Raw genomic sequence first — 15,211 nt, forward strand, 5'->3', positions numbered from 1 at the left:
ACCCTTAATTTCAGGATATTTGACTCTCATCGCCGCCGTTACTCTGTGATGTTGTTCACATGTTCCGTGTCGATGGAGGCGCATTATAGGGAGTTCTGCTGAGGCTGCAAGCCTAAATATGCAGTAATTTTACTGACTGCTGCATTCCACAGCAAAACCCCGCCTTATACGCAGTTGTGCACAAAGTTATCCACAATTGTGATGAAGTCCCAAATTTTGCGAGCGTGACGCAAACGTTTTCGCTACAATGCCCCCGCATTAAAAGGACACCCCGTTTTGGGGCGTTAGCTGAGTTTTAGGGAAAATAACTAAAATTCAGCTAACGCTCTTCTATATGCGAACCAAAGCTAAGGGATCAAACCATGCAACAACGTCGTCCTGTACGCCGCGCTCTGCTCAGTGTTTCTGACAAAGCCGGTATCGTCGAATTCGCCCAGGCGCTCTCCCAACGTGGCGTGGAGCTGCTGTCCACTGGCGGAACCGCTCATCTGCTAGCTAAAGCTGGCCTGCCGGTAACCGAAGTCTCTGACTACACCGGTTTCCCGGAGATGATGGATGGACGTGTCAAAACCCTGCATCCAAAAGTCCACGGCGGCATTCTGGGTCGTCGCGGCCAGGATGATGCCATCATGGAACAACACGCTATCTCCCCGATTGATATGGTTGTCGTCAACCTCTATCCATTCGCCCAGACTGTTGCCCGCGAAGGTTGCTCTCTGGAAGATGCGGTAGAGAATATTGATATCGGCGGCCCAACCATGGTGCGCTCGGCGGCGAAGAACCATAAAGATGTCGCAATCGTAGTAAAGAGCAGTGACTACGAAGCGATCATTAGCGAGCTGGATGCTAACGAAGGATCCCTGACGCTCGAGACTCGTTTCGATTTGGCGATTAAGGCTTTCGAGCACACCGCCGCTTACGACAGCATGATCGCCAACTACTTCGGTAGCATGGTTCCTGCCTATCACGGCGAAAGCAAAGATCCTTCCGGTCGCTTCCCTCGCACGATGAATCTGAACTTCATTAAGAAGCAGGATATGCGCTACGGTGAAAACAGCCACCAGCAAGCCGCCTTCTATATAGAAGAAGAAATTAAAGAAGCGTCGGTTGCCACCGCGACACAAGTTCAGGGCAAAGCGCTCTCTTATAACAACATTGCTGATACCGATGCGGCACTGGAATGTGTGAAAGAGTTCAGCGAGCCTGCCTGCGTAATCGTGAAGCACGCCAACCCTTGCGGCGTGGCTGTCAGCGATTCCTTATTTGATGCATACGACCGCGCCTATAAAACCGACCCAACTTCCGCATTCGGCGGCATCATCGCGTTCAACCGTGAACTGGATGCCGAAACCGCGCAGGCGATTATCTCTCGCCAGTTTGTCGAAGTGATTATTGCTCCGTCAGCCAGCGACGAAGCGCTGAAGATCACAGCCGCTAAGCAAAACGTTCGCGTCCTGACTTGCGGCCAGTGGCAGCAGCGTGTTCCGGGTCTGGATTTCAAACGCGTTAACGGCGGTGTGTTAGTACAGGATCGCGATCTGGGTATGGTGACGGCCGCAGACCTGCGTGTTGTCAGCAAGCGCCAGCCGACAGAGCAAGAACTACGTGATGCGTTGTTCTGCTGGAAGGTGGCGAAGTTTGTGAAGTCCAATGCGATTGTGTATGCCCGCGAGAATATGACTATCGGTATAGGTGCGGGCCAGATGAGCCGTGTTTACTCCGCCAAAATCGCCGGTATCAAAGCGAGCGATGAAGGCCTGGAAGTGAAAGGTTCAGCAATGGCGTCTGATGCCTTCTTCCCATTCCGTGACGGTATTGATGCCGCAGCGGCAGTTGGCGTGAGCTGTGTTATCCAGCCTGGCGGCTCGATCCGCGATGACGAAGTGATTGCCGCCGCTGACGAACATGGGATCGCGATGATCTTCACAGACATGCGCCACTTCCGCCATTAATCCTGGAGCATCTATAAATGAAAGTATTAGTGATAGGTAATGGTGGGCGCGAACATGCGCTGGCCTGGAAAGCGTCACAGTCGCCATTGGTACGCACGGTATTCGTTGCACCAGGCAATGCCGGTACAGCTCTGGAACCTGCTTTGCAGAACGTGGCGATTAACCCGACGGACATTCCTGCTCTGTTGAGTTTTGCGCAAAATGAAAAAATCGACCTGACGATTGTTGGCCCGGAAGCACCACTGGTGATTGGCGTGGTTGATGCCTTCCGTGCCGCTGGTCTGAAAATCTTTGGCCCAACCCAAGGTGCCGCGCAGTTAGAAGGCTCTAAAGCCTTTACCAAGGATTTCCTGGCTCGCCATAAAATCCCAACTGCTGAATACCAGAACTTCACCGAAGTGGAGCCTGCACTGGCCTACGTCCGTGAAAAAGGTGCACCGATTGTGATTAAGGCCGATGGCCTGGCCGCAGGTAAAGGCGTGATTGTCGCTATGACGCTGGAAGAAGCAGAAGCCGCCGTTAACGATATGCTGGCGGGTAACGCATTTGGCGATGCCGGCCACCGTATCGTGGTGGAAGAGTTCCTTGATGGCGAAGAAGCCAGCTTCATTGTCATGGTAGACGGCGAAAACGTGTTACCAATGGCCACCAGCCAGGATCATAAGCGTGTTGGCGATGGCGATAGCGGCCCGAATACTGGCGGTATGGGTGCGTACTCCCCGGCTCCGGTCGTGACTGATGAAGTCCACCAGCGTGCTATGGATCTGGTTATCTGGCCGACCGTGCGCGGCATGGCAGCTGAAGGGAATACCTATACCGGTTTCCTGTATGCCGGGCTGATGATCGACAAGCAAGGTAACCCAAAGGTTATCGAGTTTAACTGCCGCTTTGGCGACCCTGAAACCCAGCCTATTATGCTGCGCCTACAATCAGACCTGGTTGAGCTGTGCCTCGCCGCATGTGATGGCAAGCTGGACGTGACAACATCGAAGTGGGACGAGCGCCCATCTCTGGGTGTAGTGATGGCGGCTGGCGGCTACCCTGCCGATTACCGTCACGGTGATGTGATTCACGGTCTGCCCCTTGAAGAAGTCGCAGACGGCAAAGTATTCCACGCCGGAACCAAATTGCGTGAAGACGATATGGTGGTGACTAATGGTGGGCGCGTTCTGTGCGTGACCGCATTAGGCGATACCGTCGCACAAGCGCAGCAGCGAGCTTATGAGTTAATGAAGGATATCCACTGGGATGGCAGTTTTAGCCGCTCAGACATTGGTTATCGTGCCATTGAGCGTGAAAACGCGAAATAAGACTCGAAGTGCTCCTGAAAGACCGCCCGCGTGGCGGTTTTTTTATCTAGAATTTCGCAGGCTTCGGTTGCCAGCTACAGAAGTCCTGATTCGCCACCAGTAATAGTTGTGAACCTTCTGGTGCTTCCAGCCACGCAATGCTGACATCCATCGATGAGTGACGTTGTCGATTCGCAATATGGCTTAGCGCCGCGCTATCGAGATTGGGTTCGATTGTCTCGCCTTCACAGGTCGTCACTGTACCATTGCTGTGCCAGCGCCCTTGTCGCAAAACAACACGCCCAGTACGCAATGCTTCACTTGTGGCTTTCATCTGGCTCGCCTGATATTGATACAAGGCGATTTGGTCGTTAGAGAGCTGCTGCTTTTGACCGTCTACTTCGCGCTGCATAAAGCTCAGTTCGCCGTGATCGTCAAAACGCACTTTTACGTGCTCTGACGGCTGACTCAAAATCGTCATTTCAATCGAAATGAGTTGCTCACCCTGCCAACGGTAATCACTGGTGGTGGTTGCACCCTTCTGCCTCGGGCTAAACGCCGTAAGCATGCGGATAGTGTCATCATCACTGTTGTCTTTACGCCAAATGCGCACAACACCTTGATCGGCAATATAGCCGCTCGCGGTAAATGGCGGGAGAGGAGGTTTGCTGCTGCATGCCATTAACAGCAATGTACCTGTCAGAACGGCCAAAGGACGCCAGACAAACAAAAGGGGCGTAAACGCCCCCCTGCTAAAACTGTTCACTGACACTTGTTAACTTACTTAACAGCGTCTTTCAGTGCTTTGCCTGAAACAAATGCCGGCACGTTAGCTGCGGCGATTTTGATTTCATTACCGGTTTGCGGGTTGCGGCCAGTGCGCTCAGCACGGTGGTTTACCTTGAAGGTACCGAAACCAACCAGTTGTACAGCATCACCTTCTTTCAGAGACTCAGTAATTGCAGCCAGAGTGGATTCCAGAGCAGCTTTAGCCTGTACTTTAGACAGGTCAGCCTTGTCAGCAATTACATCAATCAGTTGAGTCTTGTTCATAAGTTATCCTTACAATGTGTTTATCGCTTGCTAAGCATCGAGTGCGACGGAAATGCCAAAAAAGCACTCTCCTGCATACACGCACCGATAGCCACTATTTTTCGCCCCACAAATGTAGACCAGACGGGGGGCTAATTGGAAGCCTTCAGGGGTGACAATTCGGACTGTAAGTCACGTTTTGCTGTCTTACTGCTGAAAAATTATACCAATATTGCTGCTACCCGCCTCGCGCAGGTCCGAGCGAAGCCCTTTGATCAACTCAATATCACGTTCTTCGCAGTCAGCCAACAGACGGAAAATCTCCCACTGAATGTCCCATTCCTCTTCAACAGCAGGGTTTTCTTTCAGTTCTTCGTCGGTCATTTCGCGACCAGCCTGGGTCATTTCTAACATAGCAACAGTGGTAATTGATGCCTTGCTGACTTCAATTGCATGTTCCAGCGTTTCCCCTGAAAGACGTGAATGAAGTAATTCACTCAGCGCAACGCAAGCATCGATTGCCGGATAGACACCGTAAATATCGTAGTCATCAGCAACTGGAATACCTTCTTCGAATTTCTCGAGTTGGCTATCAAAGTTAACTTTCGCATCTTTGACCGTCAATGTTTCCCAAATCAAATCGAGAATGCGGCGATACAGTTGAGGATCACCAAATTCGGTCTGCTGGCAGAACATGGCGTAATTCGGGTACATACGTTCGCATAAAGAAGCCATGAAAGTGACATGCTGCCAGCTTTCCAGTTTCTCAAGGCGCAGATGGATTGGGTTTTGTAACATAACGATGTCTCAAAGACGGAATATTAGCGGCAGTTTACCTTAATCACCCTTGAATTGCTTGCCACCGAGTGAAAGCCAGACGCCCCGAAGCTACGGCATCCGCCCAGCGAGTCGGCTCGGGTAAACGGTATCCTGCCAGGCAACGATTAACCCATAACAACGCGGTATCAAGGCTGACACGATGGCCTGTTGAGACAAACAGCGGGTTGCAGCGCTTTTTACTGCGCAGCACCCAGGCAAGCGCTTCACCTTTGTCGGTCAGCAACTGGCAAGCGCCAGGTTCTTCAGAGAGCGCGTCAAACTTCCCACACAAGCGTTTCTTGGCAACGCCAATCGTCGGCACATCCACCAGTAGGCCAAAATGGGCAGCAACGCCCAAACGCCGTGGGTGCGAAATGCCGTGGCCATCGACAAACAGCAGGTCAGGTTTTTGCGATAGCATTTCCCACGCGGCAAGCAGTGCGGGATATTCGCGAAACGAAAGGAATCCGGGGATATAAGGCATGGTGGTGGCGACACGCGCCACCTGATATTCAACCAGCTCGAGGGAAGGATATTTCAACAGTACGATTGCGGCTCGTGTCACATCACCGCCCTGCTCAAAACCAACGTCAGCCCCGGCGATTAACCGGGGAGGATCTTGATCAAAGCGATCCTCACGGCAGACCTGTGAAGCGAGTTCGATCTGTTGTGCGCGCAAGCTTGCAAGATCCATCCCCGATCCTTACTGGTGATACGGCTTCGACAAACGGTGCACCGCTTCGACAAATGCACCCGCGTGTTCTGGTGGAACATCCTGGTGAATACCGTGGCCCAGGTTAAAGACATGCCCTTCGCCTTTACCGAACCCAGCCAGAATAGTCGCCACTTCTTCTTCGATGCGAGCCGGTTGCGCATACAGCATGGACGGGTCCATATTACCCTGCAACGCCACTTTATGGCCCACACGACGGCGAGCGTCGGCAATGTCGGTCGTCCAGTCTAACCCCAGCGCATCGCAGCCGGTTTCAGCCATTGCTTCCAGCCACTGGCCGCCGCCTTTGGTAAACATCGTCACCGGCACACGACGACCTTCGTTTTCACGCAGCAGGCCATCAATGATCTTGTGCATGTAATACAGCGAGAACTGCTGATAATCACGCCCGGTCAACACGCCGCCCCAGGTATCGAAAATCATCACCGACTGCGCACCCGCTTTGATTTGCGCATTCAGATACAGCGTGACGCTTTGCGCCAGCTTGTCGAGCAGAAGATGCAGCGCTTGCGGGTCGGCATACATCATCTTTTTGATAACGGTAAAGGCTTTGCTGCTACCGCCTTCAACCATATAAGTCGCCAACGTCCACGGGCTGCCGGTAAAACCAATCAACGGTACTTCGCCTTTTAGCTCACGGCGAATGGTACGCACTGCATTCATCACATAACCCAGTTCATCTTCTGGATCAGGAATGGGCAGTTTTTCAACATCGGCGCGGCTGGTAATCGGTGCGCGAAAACGTGGGCCTTCACCCGCTTCAAAATAGAGACCAAGCCCCATCGCATCAGGCACGGTGAGGATGTCAGAGAAGAGGATCGCTGCATCAAGCTTGTAGCGACGCAGCGGTTGCAGAGTCACTTCGCAAGCCAACTCAGCGTTTTTGCACAGTGACATAAAATCGCCGGCCTGGGCACGCGTCGCTTTATATTCTGGCAAGTAACGACCCGCCTGCCTCATCATCCATACTGGCGTGGTATCTACAGGCTGGCGTTGCAGCGCCCGTAGGTAACGATCGTTCTTCAGTTCAGTCATGTTTAATTTCCTTTGGCTGTATGCCGCCAGTTTATCACTCATATTCCGCGCGACACAGGGCGACAGTATCTTCAATCAAACGGCGCGCCACCGTGCCTGGCGGAGGCAATAATGGCAATTGATCGTAGCGATACCAACCTGCATCAAGTAACTCTTTCGGGTCGATTTCAATCTCACCGCTGTGATATTCCGCCATGAATGCGGTCATCAGCGATTGCGGGAACGGCCACGGCTGCGACGTCACATAGCGTAAATTCTTCACGCGGATACTGCTTTCTTCCATGACTTCCCGTGTCACCGCTTGTTCAAGGGTTTCCCCGACTTCAACAAACCCAGCCAGCACGGTGTAAATCCCGTTGCGATGGCGTGTGTGCTGGGCAAGCAGGATATGGTCATCGCGGCGAATAGCCACAATGATGCACGGTGAGATTTGCGGGTAGTAGCGTTCGCGGCAATGGCTGCACAGCATCGCCCATTCGGTTTTGCTGACGTGCATCTCATGGCCGCAATAACCGCAGAATTTGTGCGATCGATAGAACTCCGCCAGTTGCACACCACGCCCGGCGAGCTGGAACAACCCCACATCCTGGTCAATGACCTGACGAACAGAGCCCATATCCGCACGGCGATTTTGCCGCACCAGCCATACCGGCTCATTTTCCCACTCACCGATGGGCATCCCCATCGCACCATCAAGCTGGAATTCTTGCGCTGCTCCGTGAGGTAGTTCACCTTTTGGTAACCACAATTTTTGCTCATGACTGACGATAAACCAGCCTTGATCTAACTTTTGAATTACACGTTCCATAACCTGGTGCACATCCCCGAGTTCGCTGGTATAAACAAATAGTCATAACTATTTTGGGTACGTTTGCGCTACATTTTACTCACGGAGTCAATCATGCTTAACCAGTTAGAAAATCTGACTGAGCGCGTTGGTGGTAGTAATGCGTTAATCGACCAATGGCTTCATGCCCGCAAACAATTATTGGTGGCTTACTACAATATGGTTGGGATAAAGCCTAACAAGGAATCCCATACTGCGCTCGATGAAAAGGCTCTGGATAATTTTTGCCACAACCTGGTGGATTATCTTTCATCCGGCCATTTCAATATTTATGAACGTATTATCAGTGAAATGGAAGGCAGTAACCCACATTTAGCCGCCACTCACCTCTACTCTCAGATTGAAGCCAATACCCAGCACATCATGGATTTCTACGATTCGCATCTCGAGAGCGCGATCGATGATGATAACTACATTGAGTTCCAGAAAGCGTTGTCCGGCATCGGTGAAGCGCTGGAATCACGTTTTTCGCTGGAAGATAAGCTCATTCTGTTAGCATCCAACCACGATTTAGATAACAGTGCTAATGAGAGCGGCGGGCTGGCACGCCCTGCTTGAGTTCTGCGTTGTTAACGAGTAGTTTACATAGCGACCCGTAGTAATACGGGTTTCTTCTTGTCGGAGTGCCGAGTGCGTCAAGCACCGGCTGAGACCGTTAATTCGGGATCCGCGGAACCTGATCAGGCTAATACCTGCGAAGGGAACAAGAGTAATTCTGCTTTTGGGTTCCCCCGTGTTCGGGCGGTCCACATTCATTACTCCTCCGTTGTTCTGACAAGCCACTTCCTGATAACCACTGGAATGAGCTATGTCTATTACTGAAAAAAAATCAAACCGCCGCGAACAGCGCGCTGCTGCCCAACATTTTATCAATACCCTGGAAGGCACCGCTTTCCCTAACTCTCAGCGTATTTACCTCACTGGTTCGCGTGATGATATTCGCGTGCCAATGCGTGAAATCCAACTAAGCCCAACCACCACGGGTGGCAGCAAAGAAAAGCCACAATTCATCCCTAACGATGCCATTCCGGTGTATGACACGTCTGGCGCCTACGGCGACCCGGCTATCAACATTGATGTGCTGCGCGGGTTGTCGCCACTACGGGAAAACTGGATTGCCGAACGTAATGATTGCGAAATCCTGACCGACCGCAGCTCTGTCTACACCAAAGAGCGCCTTGCTGATGACGGTCTGGACGAATTGCGTTTTGAAACACAACTCACGCCTCAGCGCGCTAAAGCCGGGAAAACCGTCACGCAACTGCACTATGCACGCCAGGGAATCGTGACGCCGGAAATGGAGTTCATCGCGATCCGTGAAAATATGGGCCGGGAACGCATTCGGGATGAAGTGTTACGCCACCAGCATCCAGGCCAGGGCTTTGGTGCCCGGCTGCCGGAAAATATCACGCCTGAATTTGTGCGCGAAGAAGTCGCGGCTGGCCGCGCCATTATCCCAGCCAACATTAACCATCCTGAATCCGAACCGATGATTATCGGGCGTAATTTCCTCGTTAAAGTGAACGCCAATATCGGTAACTCGGCGGTCACATCGTCCATTGAAGAAGAAGTAGAAAAACTGGTGTGGTCAACGCGTTGGGGCGCAGACACGGTAATGGACCTCTCCACTGGCCGCTATATCCACGAAACCCGCGAATGGATTTTACGTAACAGCCCAGTGCCAATCGGCACCGTGCCTATCTATCAGGCGCTGGAAAAAGTAAATGGCATCGCTGAAGACCTGACCTGGGAAATGTTCCGCGACACACTGCTGGAACAAGCCGAGCAAGGTGTGGACTACTTCACGATTCACGCTGGTGTGCTGCTGCGCTACGTGCCAATGACCGCGAAACGCCTCACTGGCATTGTCTCGCGCGGCGGCTCAATAATGGCGAAATGGTGCCTGTCGCATCATCAGGAAAACTTCCTGTATGAACACTTCCGCGAAATCTGTGAAATCTGCGCGGCTTACGACGTTTCACTCTCTTTAGGCGACGGCCTGCGCCCCGGCTCTATTCAGGATGCCAACGATGAAGCTCAATTCTCTGAACTCCACACGCTGGGCGAGTTAACCAAAATCGCCTGGGAATATGACGTACAGGTGATGATTGAAGGCCCAGGACATGTGCCGATGCAGATGATCCGCCGCAACATGACCGAAGAACTGGAGCATTGCCACGAAGCACCATTCTATACCCTCGGGCCGTTAACCACAGACATCGCACCAGGTTACGACCATTTCACTTCAGGCATTGGTGCTGCGATGATCGGCTGGTTTGGTTGCGCGATGCTGTGTTATGTCACGCCAAAAGAACATCTCGGCCTGCCAAACAAAGAAGATGTGAAACAAGGGCTGATTACTTACAAGATTGCGGCACATGCCGCAGACCTGGCAAAAGGCCACCCTGGCGCACAAATCCGCGACAACGCCATGTCAAAAGCGCGCTTCGAATTCCGTTGGGAAGACCAGTTTAATCTCGCGTTAGACCCGTTCACCGCGCGCGCTTATCACGATGAAACGTTGCCGCAGGAATCCGGCAAAGTTGCGCACTTCTGTTCGATGTGCGGGCCAAAGTTCTGCTCAATGAAAATCTCCCAGGAAGTCCGCGATTTCGCCGCCAAACAAGCCATTGAAGTTGGTATGGAAGACATGTCGCAATCTTTCCGTGCGAAAGGTGGCGAAATTTATCTGCGTCAGGAGGAAGTGTGATAAATCAATCCGCATTCCCCCCTGTCCCACGACGGCTGGGCTTGTATCCGGTAGTAGATAGCGTTGAGTGGATTGCCCGTTTGCTAGAAGCAGGCGTGCGCACTATTCAGTTGCGTATCAAAGATAAGCGTGACGATGAGGTTGAAGCCGATATTGTTGCGGCAATCAAACTCTCCCATAGCTACGAAGCGCGTCTGTTCATCAACGATTACTGGCAACTGGCAATCAAGCATCGCGCTTACGGCGTACATCTGGGCCAGGAAGATATGGACGTTGCCAATCTGGATGCCATTCGCGATGCGGGCCTGCGCCTCGGGCTTTCCACGCATGACAATATGGAAATGGATCGCGCCCTGTCGGCGCGCCCCTCTTACATTGCGCTGGGGCATGTTTTCCCTACCAACACCAAGCAGATGCCGTCGGCCCCGCAAGGGCTTTCGCAACTCGCAGCGCATATCAAAACGTTGGGCGATTACCCGACTGTCGCCATCGGTGGGATAAGTATTGAACGCGTTCCGGCGGTGCTTGCCACGGGCGTGGGCAGTGTCGCGGTGGTGAGCGCAATTACTCTGGCTCCAGACTGGCGAGCGGCAACCGCACAGCTACTGGAGCTTGTGGGAGCCGGCGATGAATGATGCCGATTTCATGCGTTACAGCCGCCAGATGCTGCTGGAAGACATCGCCGTTGAAGGGCAGCAAAAACTGCTCGCCAGCAAAGTGTTAATCGTCGGGCTTGGCGGACTAGGTTCGCCAGCCGCGCTGTATCTGGCTGCCGCGGGCGTTGGTACGCTGATTCTGGCTGACGATGACCTTGTGCATATCAGCAATCTTCAGCGCCAGATTTTGTTCACTTCAAACGATCTAGACCAACCAAAATCCCTGGTCGCCCAACGCCACCTACAGCAACTTAATCCTGATATCGAACTTCAGGTTATTAGTGAACGGCTGGCGGGAAAATTACTCAGGCAGACGGTAAAAAACGCCGATTTAGTACTAGATTGCAGCGACAACCTGGCAACGCGTCATGCTATTAACGCGGCGTGCGTTACGCATAGCAAGCCGCTGATTTCCGCCAGCGCAGTCGGTTTTGGCGGGCAACTGATGGTGCTGACACCGCCGTGGGAAAACGGCTGTTATCGCTGCGTGTGGCCGGATGAACACGAGCCGGAACGTAACTGCCGCACCGCAGGAATCATCGGCCCGGTGGTGGGTGTAATGGGAACATTGCAGGCACTGGAAGCGATAAAACTACTGAGCGGAATGCTCCCGGCCAGCGGTTCTTTGCGCCTGTTCGACGGCCGTCAACATAGCTGGCGCACCCTCGCTATGCAGAAAGCGGCGGGCTGCCCGGTATGCGGAGGGCAAGATGCACATTCAGTTTAACGACGAGCCGATACAATGCGTGGAAAACCTGACATTGGCAAAGCTGCTGGAACAATTGCGTTTCTTGCAGCCAGGCGTCGCGCTGGCGATCAACCAGACCATCATTCCGCGTGAGCAATGGGAAACTTATTTGTTGAATGATGGCGACCAGATCCTGCTTTTTCAGGCTATAGCCGGGGGCTAACATGCTAAAGATTGCTGATAAAACCTTCTCATCACGCTTGTTTACTGGCACGGGGAAATTCTCCTCACCACAGATGATGGTTGAAGCGATTCGCGCTTCTGGCTCACAGTTAGTCACGATGGCGATGAAACGTGTCGATTTGCGTAACCATAACGATGCGATCCTCGCGCCATTACTCGAATCTGGCGTGCAATTGCTGCCTAACACTTCCGGTGCAAAAACAGCTGAAGAAGCGATTTTTGCTGCCCAATTGGCACGTGAAGCGCTCGGCACAAACTGGCTAAAACTGGAAATCCATCCGGATGCTCGCTATTTGTTACCCGACCCGATCGAAACGCTGAAAGCGGCTGAGAAGCTCGTCAAACTGGGGTTTGTGGTACTGCCTTATTGCGGTGCCGATCCAGTTTTGTGCAAACGGCTTGAAGAGGCAGGATGCGCGGCGGTAATGCCGTTAGGCGCTCCCATTGGGTCAAATCAGGGCTTACAAACCCGGGCGCTGTTGGAGATTATCATCGAGCAAGCCCGGGTGCCGGTGATAGTTGATGCGGGAATTGGTGCGCCAAGCCACGCCGCGGAAGCGTTAGAAATGGGGGCTTGCGCAGTGCTGGTTAACACCGCCATTGCTGTGGCACGCGACCCAGTTCAGATGGCACACGCTTTTCGTTTGGCCGTGGAAGCTGGTGCAATCGCGGCGCAGTCTGGACTGGGCTCTCGCCACCAGCATGCGCAGGCTTCCAGCCCACTAACGCAATTTCTGCAATTCGGCCAGGAGGATGCGTGATGGCCCGAACTTTCACTGACCGCTGGCGTGAACTGGACTGGGACGACATCCGGCTTAGCATCAACAGCAAAACAGCTGCCGATGTAGAACGGGCATTGAGCAGCAGCAAAATTACTCGCGACGATCTCATGGCACTGCTTTCGCCCGCAGCCAGCCAATATCTGGAACCGCTCGCACAGCAGGCACAGCATTTAACTCGCCAGCGGTTTGGTAACACGGTGAGTTTTTACGTGCCGCTTTATCTCTCGAACCTGTGCGCTAACGACTGCACGTACTGCGGTTTTTCGATGAGCAACAAACTCAAACGTAAAACACTGGACGAGCACGAGATTGAACGGGAATGCGCGGCGATTCGCAAATTAGGCTTTGAGCATTTGCTGTTGGTGACCGGTGAACACCAGAGCAAAGTGGGAATGGATTATTTCCGCCAGCACCTGCCCACGATTCGTCGCCAGTTCAGCTCGCTGCAAATGGAGGTTCAGCCGCTGGATGAACATGAGTATGGCGAACTGAAAACCCTCGGCCTGGATGGCGTCATGGTTTATCAGGAAACCTATCATCAGGCAGTCTATGCGCAACATCATTTGCGCGGTAACAAACAGGACTTCTTTTGGCGGCTGGAAACACCGGACAGGCTTGGTCGTGTGGGGATCGATAAAATTGGCCTCGGTGCGTTAATTGGTTTATCGGATAGCTGGCGTACCGACTGTTTTATGGTGGCAGAGCATTTACTATGGCTTCAGCAAAACTACTGGCAAAGCCGCTATTCGATTTCATTTCCACGATTACGCCCTTGCGCAGGTGGCGTAGAACCGGCATCGGTGATGACAGAAAGCCAGCTGGTGCAGGTGATTTGCGCGTTTCGTCTGCTTTCGCCAGACGTGGAGCTTTCGCTTTCTACCCGTGAATCGCCCTGGTTCCGCGACCATATGATCCCGCTTGCGATTAATAACGTCAGTGCATTCTCCAAAACCCAGCCCGGAGGCTACGCCGATAATCATCCCGAGCTTGAACAGTTTGCGCCACACGACGGACGCACACCTGCAGAAGTTGCAGCCGCCTTAACACATTCCGGTTTACAACCTGTCTGGAAGGATTGGGATAGTTTTTTGGGAAGAGCCTCGCAGTAGCATTGCAAGTTTGCAGGACCAGCAAAATGCTTCCCGAGCCGTGCCGAAGAGTGGTTCATTCACCGTTGTCTTGATGGCTTCAGTAAAATATTGTCGCCCCTGTCGGAATGCGAACCCGGCTGGGGCGGCAACTCATCCCTTCTCATTGCCGCCCCACCTTCCCCTTAGTAGACGGTGACTTTCGCGACCTTCGCGACTTTACCATCACGGGAAGGCGTATCAGGCGTGACGCCCAGCTCAATAGCACGGTAAAGCCCAGCCAGTTGTGCGAACACCACATAAATTAACGTAGCCCACGATTCGTGGTAATCCGCCAGTTCCGGAGAGGCAAAATGAAAATAACGATCCCCCGGTTTAGCGCTAGCAGGTAGAGCATCATGACCGATGGCAATAATTTGCGCGGTGGCGCTTCGCTCACGTGTCAGCTCCGCCATCATGTCACTGTCATAGCGGTGGATGTCGGCACGCGCGGCAAGATAACCGATGACGGTGGCATCGCGGTTGATAATAAGCTTTGGCCCATGGCGGAATTCCAGCATTGAATGCCAGGCTGTCATCACCTGGCCGTTACCCATTTCCAGCAGTTTGAGACTGGTTTCACAGGCAACGGCTTTTAGCGACAGGGAACCCACCACCACGACATTGTTGCGAGACTCTGCCGCCCACTGTTCGATATCCGCGGCATAGGTGCCCAGGAAATGGTTCAAACCACGTTGCAAAATCGGCAGCACTTTTTCTGCTTCAGGCCAGCCAGCAGGAGCCACCAGCAACATCAAATACCACAGGGGAACCGTGAATTCGGAAGTGGCGGCAAAGCTACCGTTAGAGGTGCCCTCTGGTACCGGGACAAAAAGCCCTTCGGGATGCTGCTGCGCAAGCTGAGCCAGGCGGCTACTGGCATTATTTGTCACCGCGAGGTGGCGCATTTTCGGATACGTTGCGAGAGCACGCTCCACAACCTTAACGGTTTCTGGTGTGTTACCTGAACTACTCACAGAAACCAACACGGTATTTTCTTGTAAGCTTTCAGGCATGAGTACCAGATCGGTTGCCGGCACCACATCAATTTGATTTGGTACCACACTACGCAACCAATTCACGCTCGCCTGTGCAGCCAACAAAGATGAACCCGCGCCAGTAATGAGGATACGCATACCGGGATCGCATTTAGCCCAAAATGCTTCAACATCCGACTGACGCGCTTTGATTTGTGCCAGCCCTTCTTCCCACAGACGTGGCTGAGCCACGATGGCTTCAACGGTTAAACTGGCTCCCTTTTGCTGCCAGTACGCTTCATTATGATTTAACATGTTTAT

The 15,211-nt window shown here is 52.9% G+C and carries 16 protein-coding genes and 1 riboswitch; of the genes, 9 read left to right on the forward strand and 7 right to left on the reverse strand.

Annotated elements, in window-relative coordinates:
• The first annotated feature begins 362 nt into the window (after nt 1–362).
• Both purH and purD read left to right on the forward strand, forming a co-directional pair.
• A complete protein-coding gene (purH, locus tag EC843_RS24065; protein WP_133523177.1) occupies nt 363–1,952 on the forward strand; it encodes a bifunctional phosphoribosylaminoimidazolecarboxamide formyltransferase/IMP cyclohydrolase in 1,590 nt (529 codons plus the stop codon).
• Between the two features lie 17 nt (nt 1,953–1,969).
• Entirely contained in the window at nt 1,970–3,262 is a 1,293-nt protein-coding gene (gene purD / locus EC843_RS24070; RefSeq protein WP_064541340.1) for a phosphoribosylamine--glycine ligase, read from the forward strand.
• Nucleotides 3,263–3,308: 46 nt separating this feature from the next.
• On the opposite strand, the gene EC843_RS24075 is transcribed toward purD, so the two are convergent.
• From EC843_RS24075 to nudC, 6 genes are all read right to left on the reverse strand, one after another.
• A complete protein-coding gene (locus EC843_RS24075; RefSeq protein WP_064541404.1) occupies nt 3,309–4,007 on the reverse strand; it encodes a DUF1481 domain-containing protein in 699 nt (232 codons plus the stop codon).
• Nucleotides 4,008–4,021: 14 nt separating this feature from the next.
• Nucleotides 4,022–4,294 carry a nucleoid-associated protein HU-alpha gene (gene hupA, locus EC843_RS24080; RefSeq protein ID WP_032615913.1) on the reverse strand — a complete coding sequence of 91 codons (273 nt, stop codon included), beginning with the start codon at nt 4,292–4,294 and terminating at the stop codon, nt 4,022–4,024.
• Between the two features lie 186 nt (nt 4,295–4,480).
• Nucleotides 4,481–5,071: a YjaG family protein gene (locus EC843_RS24085; protein ID WP_064541343.1), complete on the reverse strand. Its 591-nt coding sequence runs from the start codon at nt 5,069–5,071 to the stop codon at nt 4,481–4,483.
• 43 nt (nt 5,072–5,114) lie between these two features.
• A complete protein-coding gene (gene nfi, locus EC843_RS24090; RefSeq protein WP_133523178.1) occupies nt 5,115–5,786 on the reverse strand; it encodes a deoxyribonuclease V in 672 nt (223 codons plus the stop codon).
• Nucleotides 5,787–5,795: 9 nt separating this feature from the next.
• Nucleotides 5,796–6,860 carry a uroporphyrinogen decarboxylase gene (hemE, locus tag EC843_RS24095; RefSeq protein WP_064541349.1) on the reverse strand — a complete coding sequence of 355 codons (1,065 nt, stop codon included), beginning with the start codon at nt 6,858–6,860 and terminating at the stop codon, nt 5,796–5,798.
• Nucleotides 6,861–6,894: 34 nt separating this feature from the next.
• Nucleotides 6,895–7,668, reverse strand: coding sequence for an NAD(+) diphosphatase (gene nudC / locus EC843_RS24100; RefSeq protein WP_064541351.1), 774 nt, complete (start codon nt 7,666–7,668; stop codon nt 6,895–6,897).
• Between the two features lie 93 nt (nt 7,669–7,761).
• Between nudC and EC843_RS24105 the strand changes: the two genes are divergently transcribed.
• The 7 genes from EC843_RS24105 (at nt 7,762) to thiH (ending at nt 13,895) form a co-directional block, all read left to right on the forward strand.
• Entirely contained in the window at nt 7,762–8,265 is a 504-nt protein-coding gene (locus EC843_RS24105; RefSeq protein WP_064541354.1) for an Rsd/AlgQ family anti-sigma factor, read from the forward strand.
• 51 nt (nt 8,266–8,316) lie between these two features.
• Nucleotides 8,317–8,427, forward strand: a riboswitch (TPP riboswitch).
• A gap of 88 nt (nt 8,428–8,515) precedes the next feature.
• Entirely contained in the window at nt 8,516–10,417 is a 1,902-nt protein-coding gene (thiC, locus tag EC843_RS24110) for a phosphomethylpyrimidine synthase ThiC (RefSeq protein WP_133523179.1), read from the forward strand.
• A complete protein-coding gene (gene thiE, locus EC843_RS24115) occupies nt 10,417–11,052 on the forward strand; it encodes a thiamine phosphate synthase (protein WP_064541407.1) in 636 nt (211 codons plus the stop codon). The genes thiC and thiE overlap by 1 nt, the downstream gene beginning before the upstream one ends.
• Nucleotides 11,045–11,800 (forward strand): HesA/MoeB/ThiF family protein, encoded by a 756-nt coding sequence (locus EC843_RS24120; RefSeq protein ID WP_064541360.1) that lies wholly within the window; start codon nt 11,045–11,047, stop codon nt 11,798–11,800. Before thiE ends, EC843_RS24120 begins: the two co-directional genes overlap by 8 nt.
• The gene (gene thiS, locus EC843_RS24125) at nt 11,784–11,984 is read left to right on the forward strand and encodes a sulfur carrier protein ThiS (protein WP_064541363.1); all 201 of its coding nucleotides are present in this window, start codon (nt 11,784–11,786) and stop codon (nt 11,982–11,984) included. The genes EC843_RS24120 and thiS overlap by 17 nt, the downstream gene beginning before the upstream one ends.
• 1 nt (nt 11,985) lies before the next feature.
• Nucleotides 11,986–12,765 (forward strand): thiazole synthase, encoded by a 780-nt coding sequence (thiG, locus tag EC843_RS24130; protein WP_064541368.1) that lies wholly within the window; start codon nt 11,986–11,988, stop codon nt 12,763–12,765.
• The gene (gene thiH, locus EC843_RS24135) at nt 12,765–13,895 is read left to right on the forward strand and encodes a 2-iminoacetate synthase ThiH (protein ID WP_121814551.1); all 1,131 of its coding nucleotides are present in this window, start codon (nt 12,765–12,767) and stop codon (nt 13,893–13,895) included. The genes thiG and thiH overlap by 1 nt, the downstream gene beginning before the upstream one ends.
• A 164-nt stretch (nt 13,896–14,059) precedes the next feature.
• Here the strand turns inward: thiH and EC843_RS24140 are convergent, their stop codons facing one another.
• Nucleotides 14,060–15,205: an SIS domain-containing protein gene (locus EC843_RS24140; RefSeq protein ID WP_064541375.1), complete on the reverse strand. Its 1,146-nt coding sequence runs from the start codon at nt 15,203–15,205 to the stop codon at nt 14,060–14,062.
• Nucleotides 15,206–15,211: the final 6 nt, after the last annotated feature.

The sequence above is a fragment of the Buttiauxella sp. JUb87 genome (genome assembly GCF_004361975.1).
GTDB classification, from domain to species: Bacteria; Pseudomonadota; Gammaproteobacteria; order Enterobacterales; family Enterobacteriaceae; genus Buttiauxella; species Buttiauxella ferragutiae.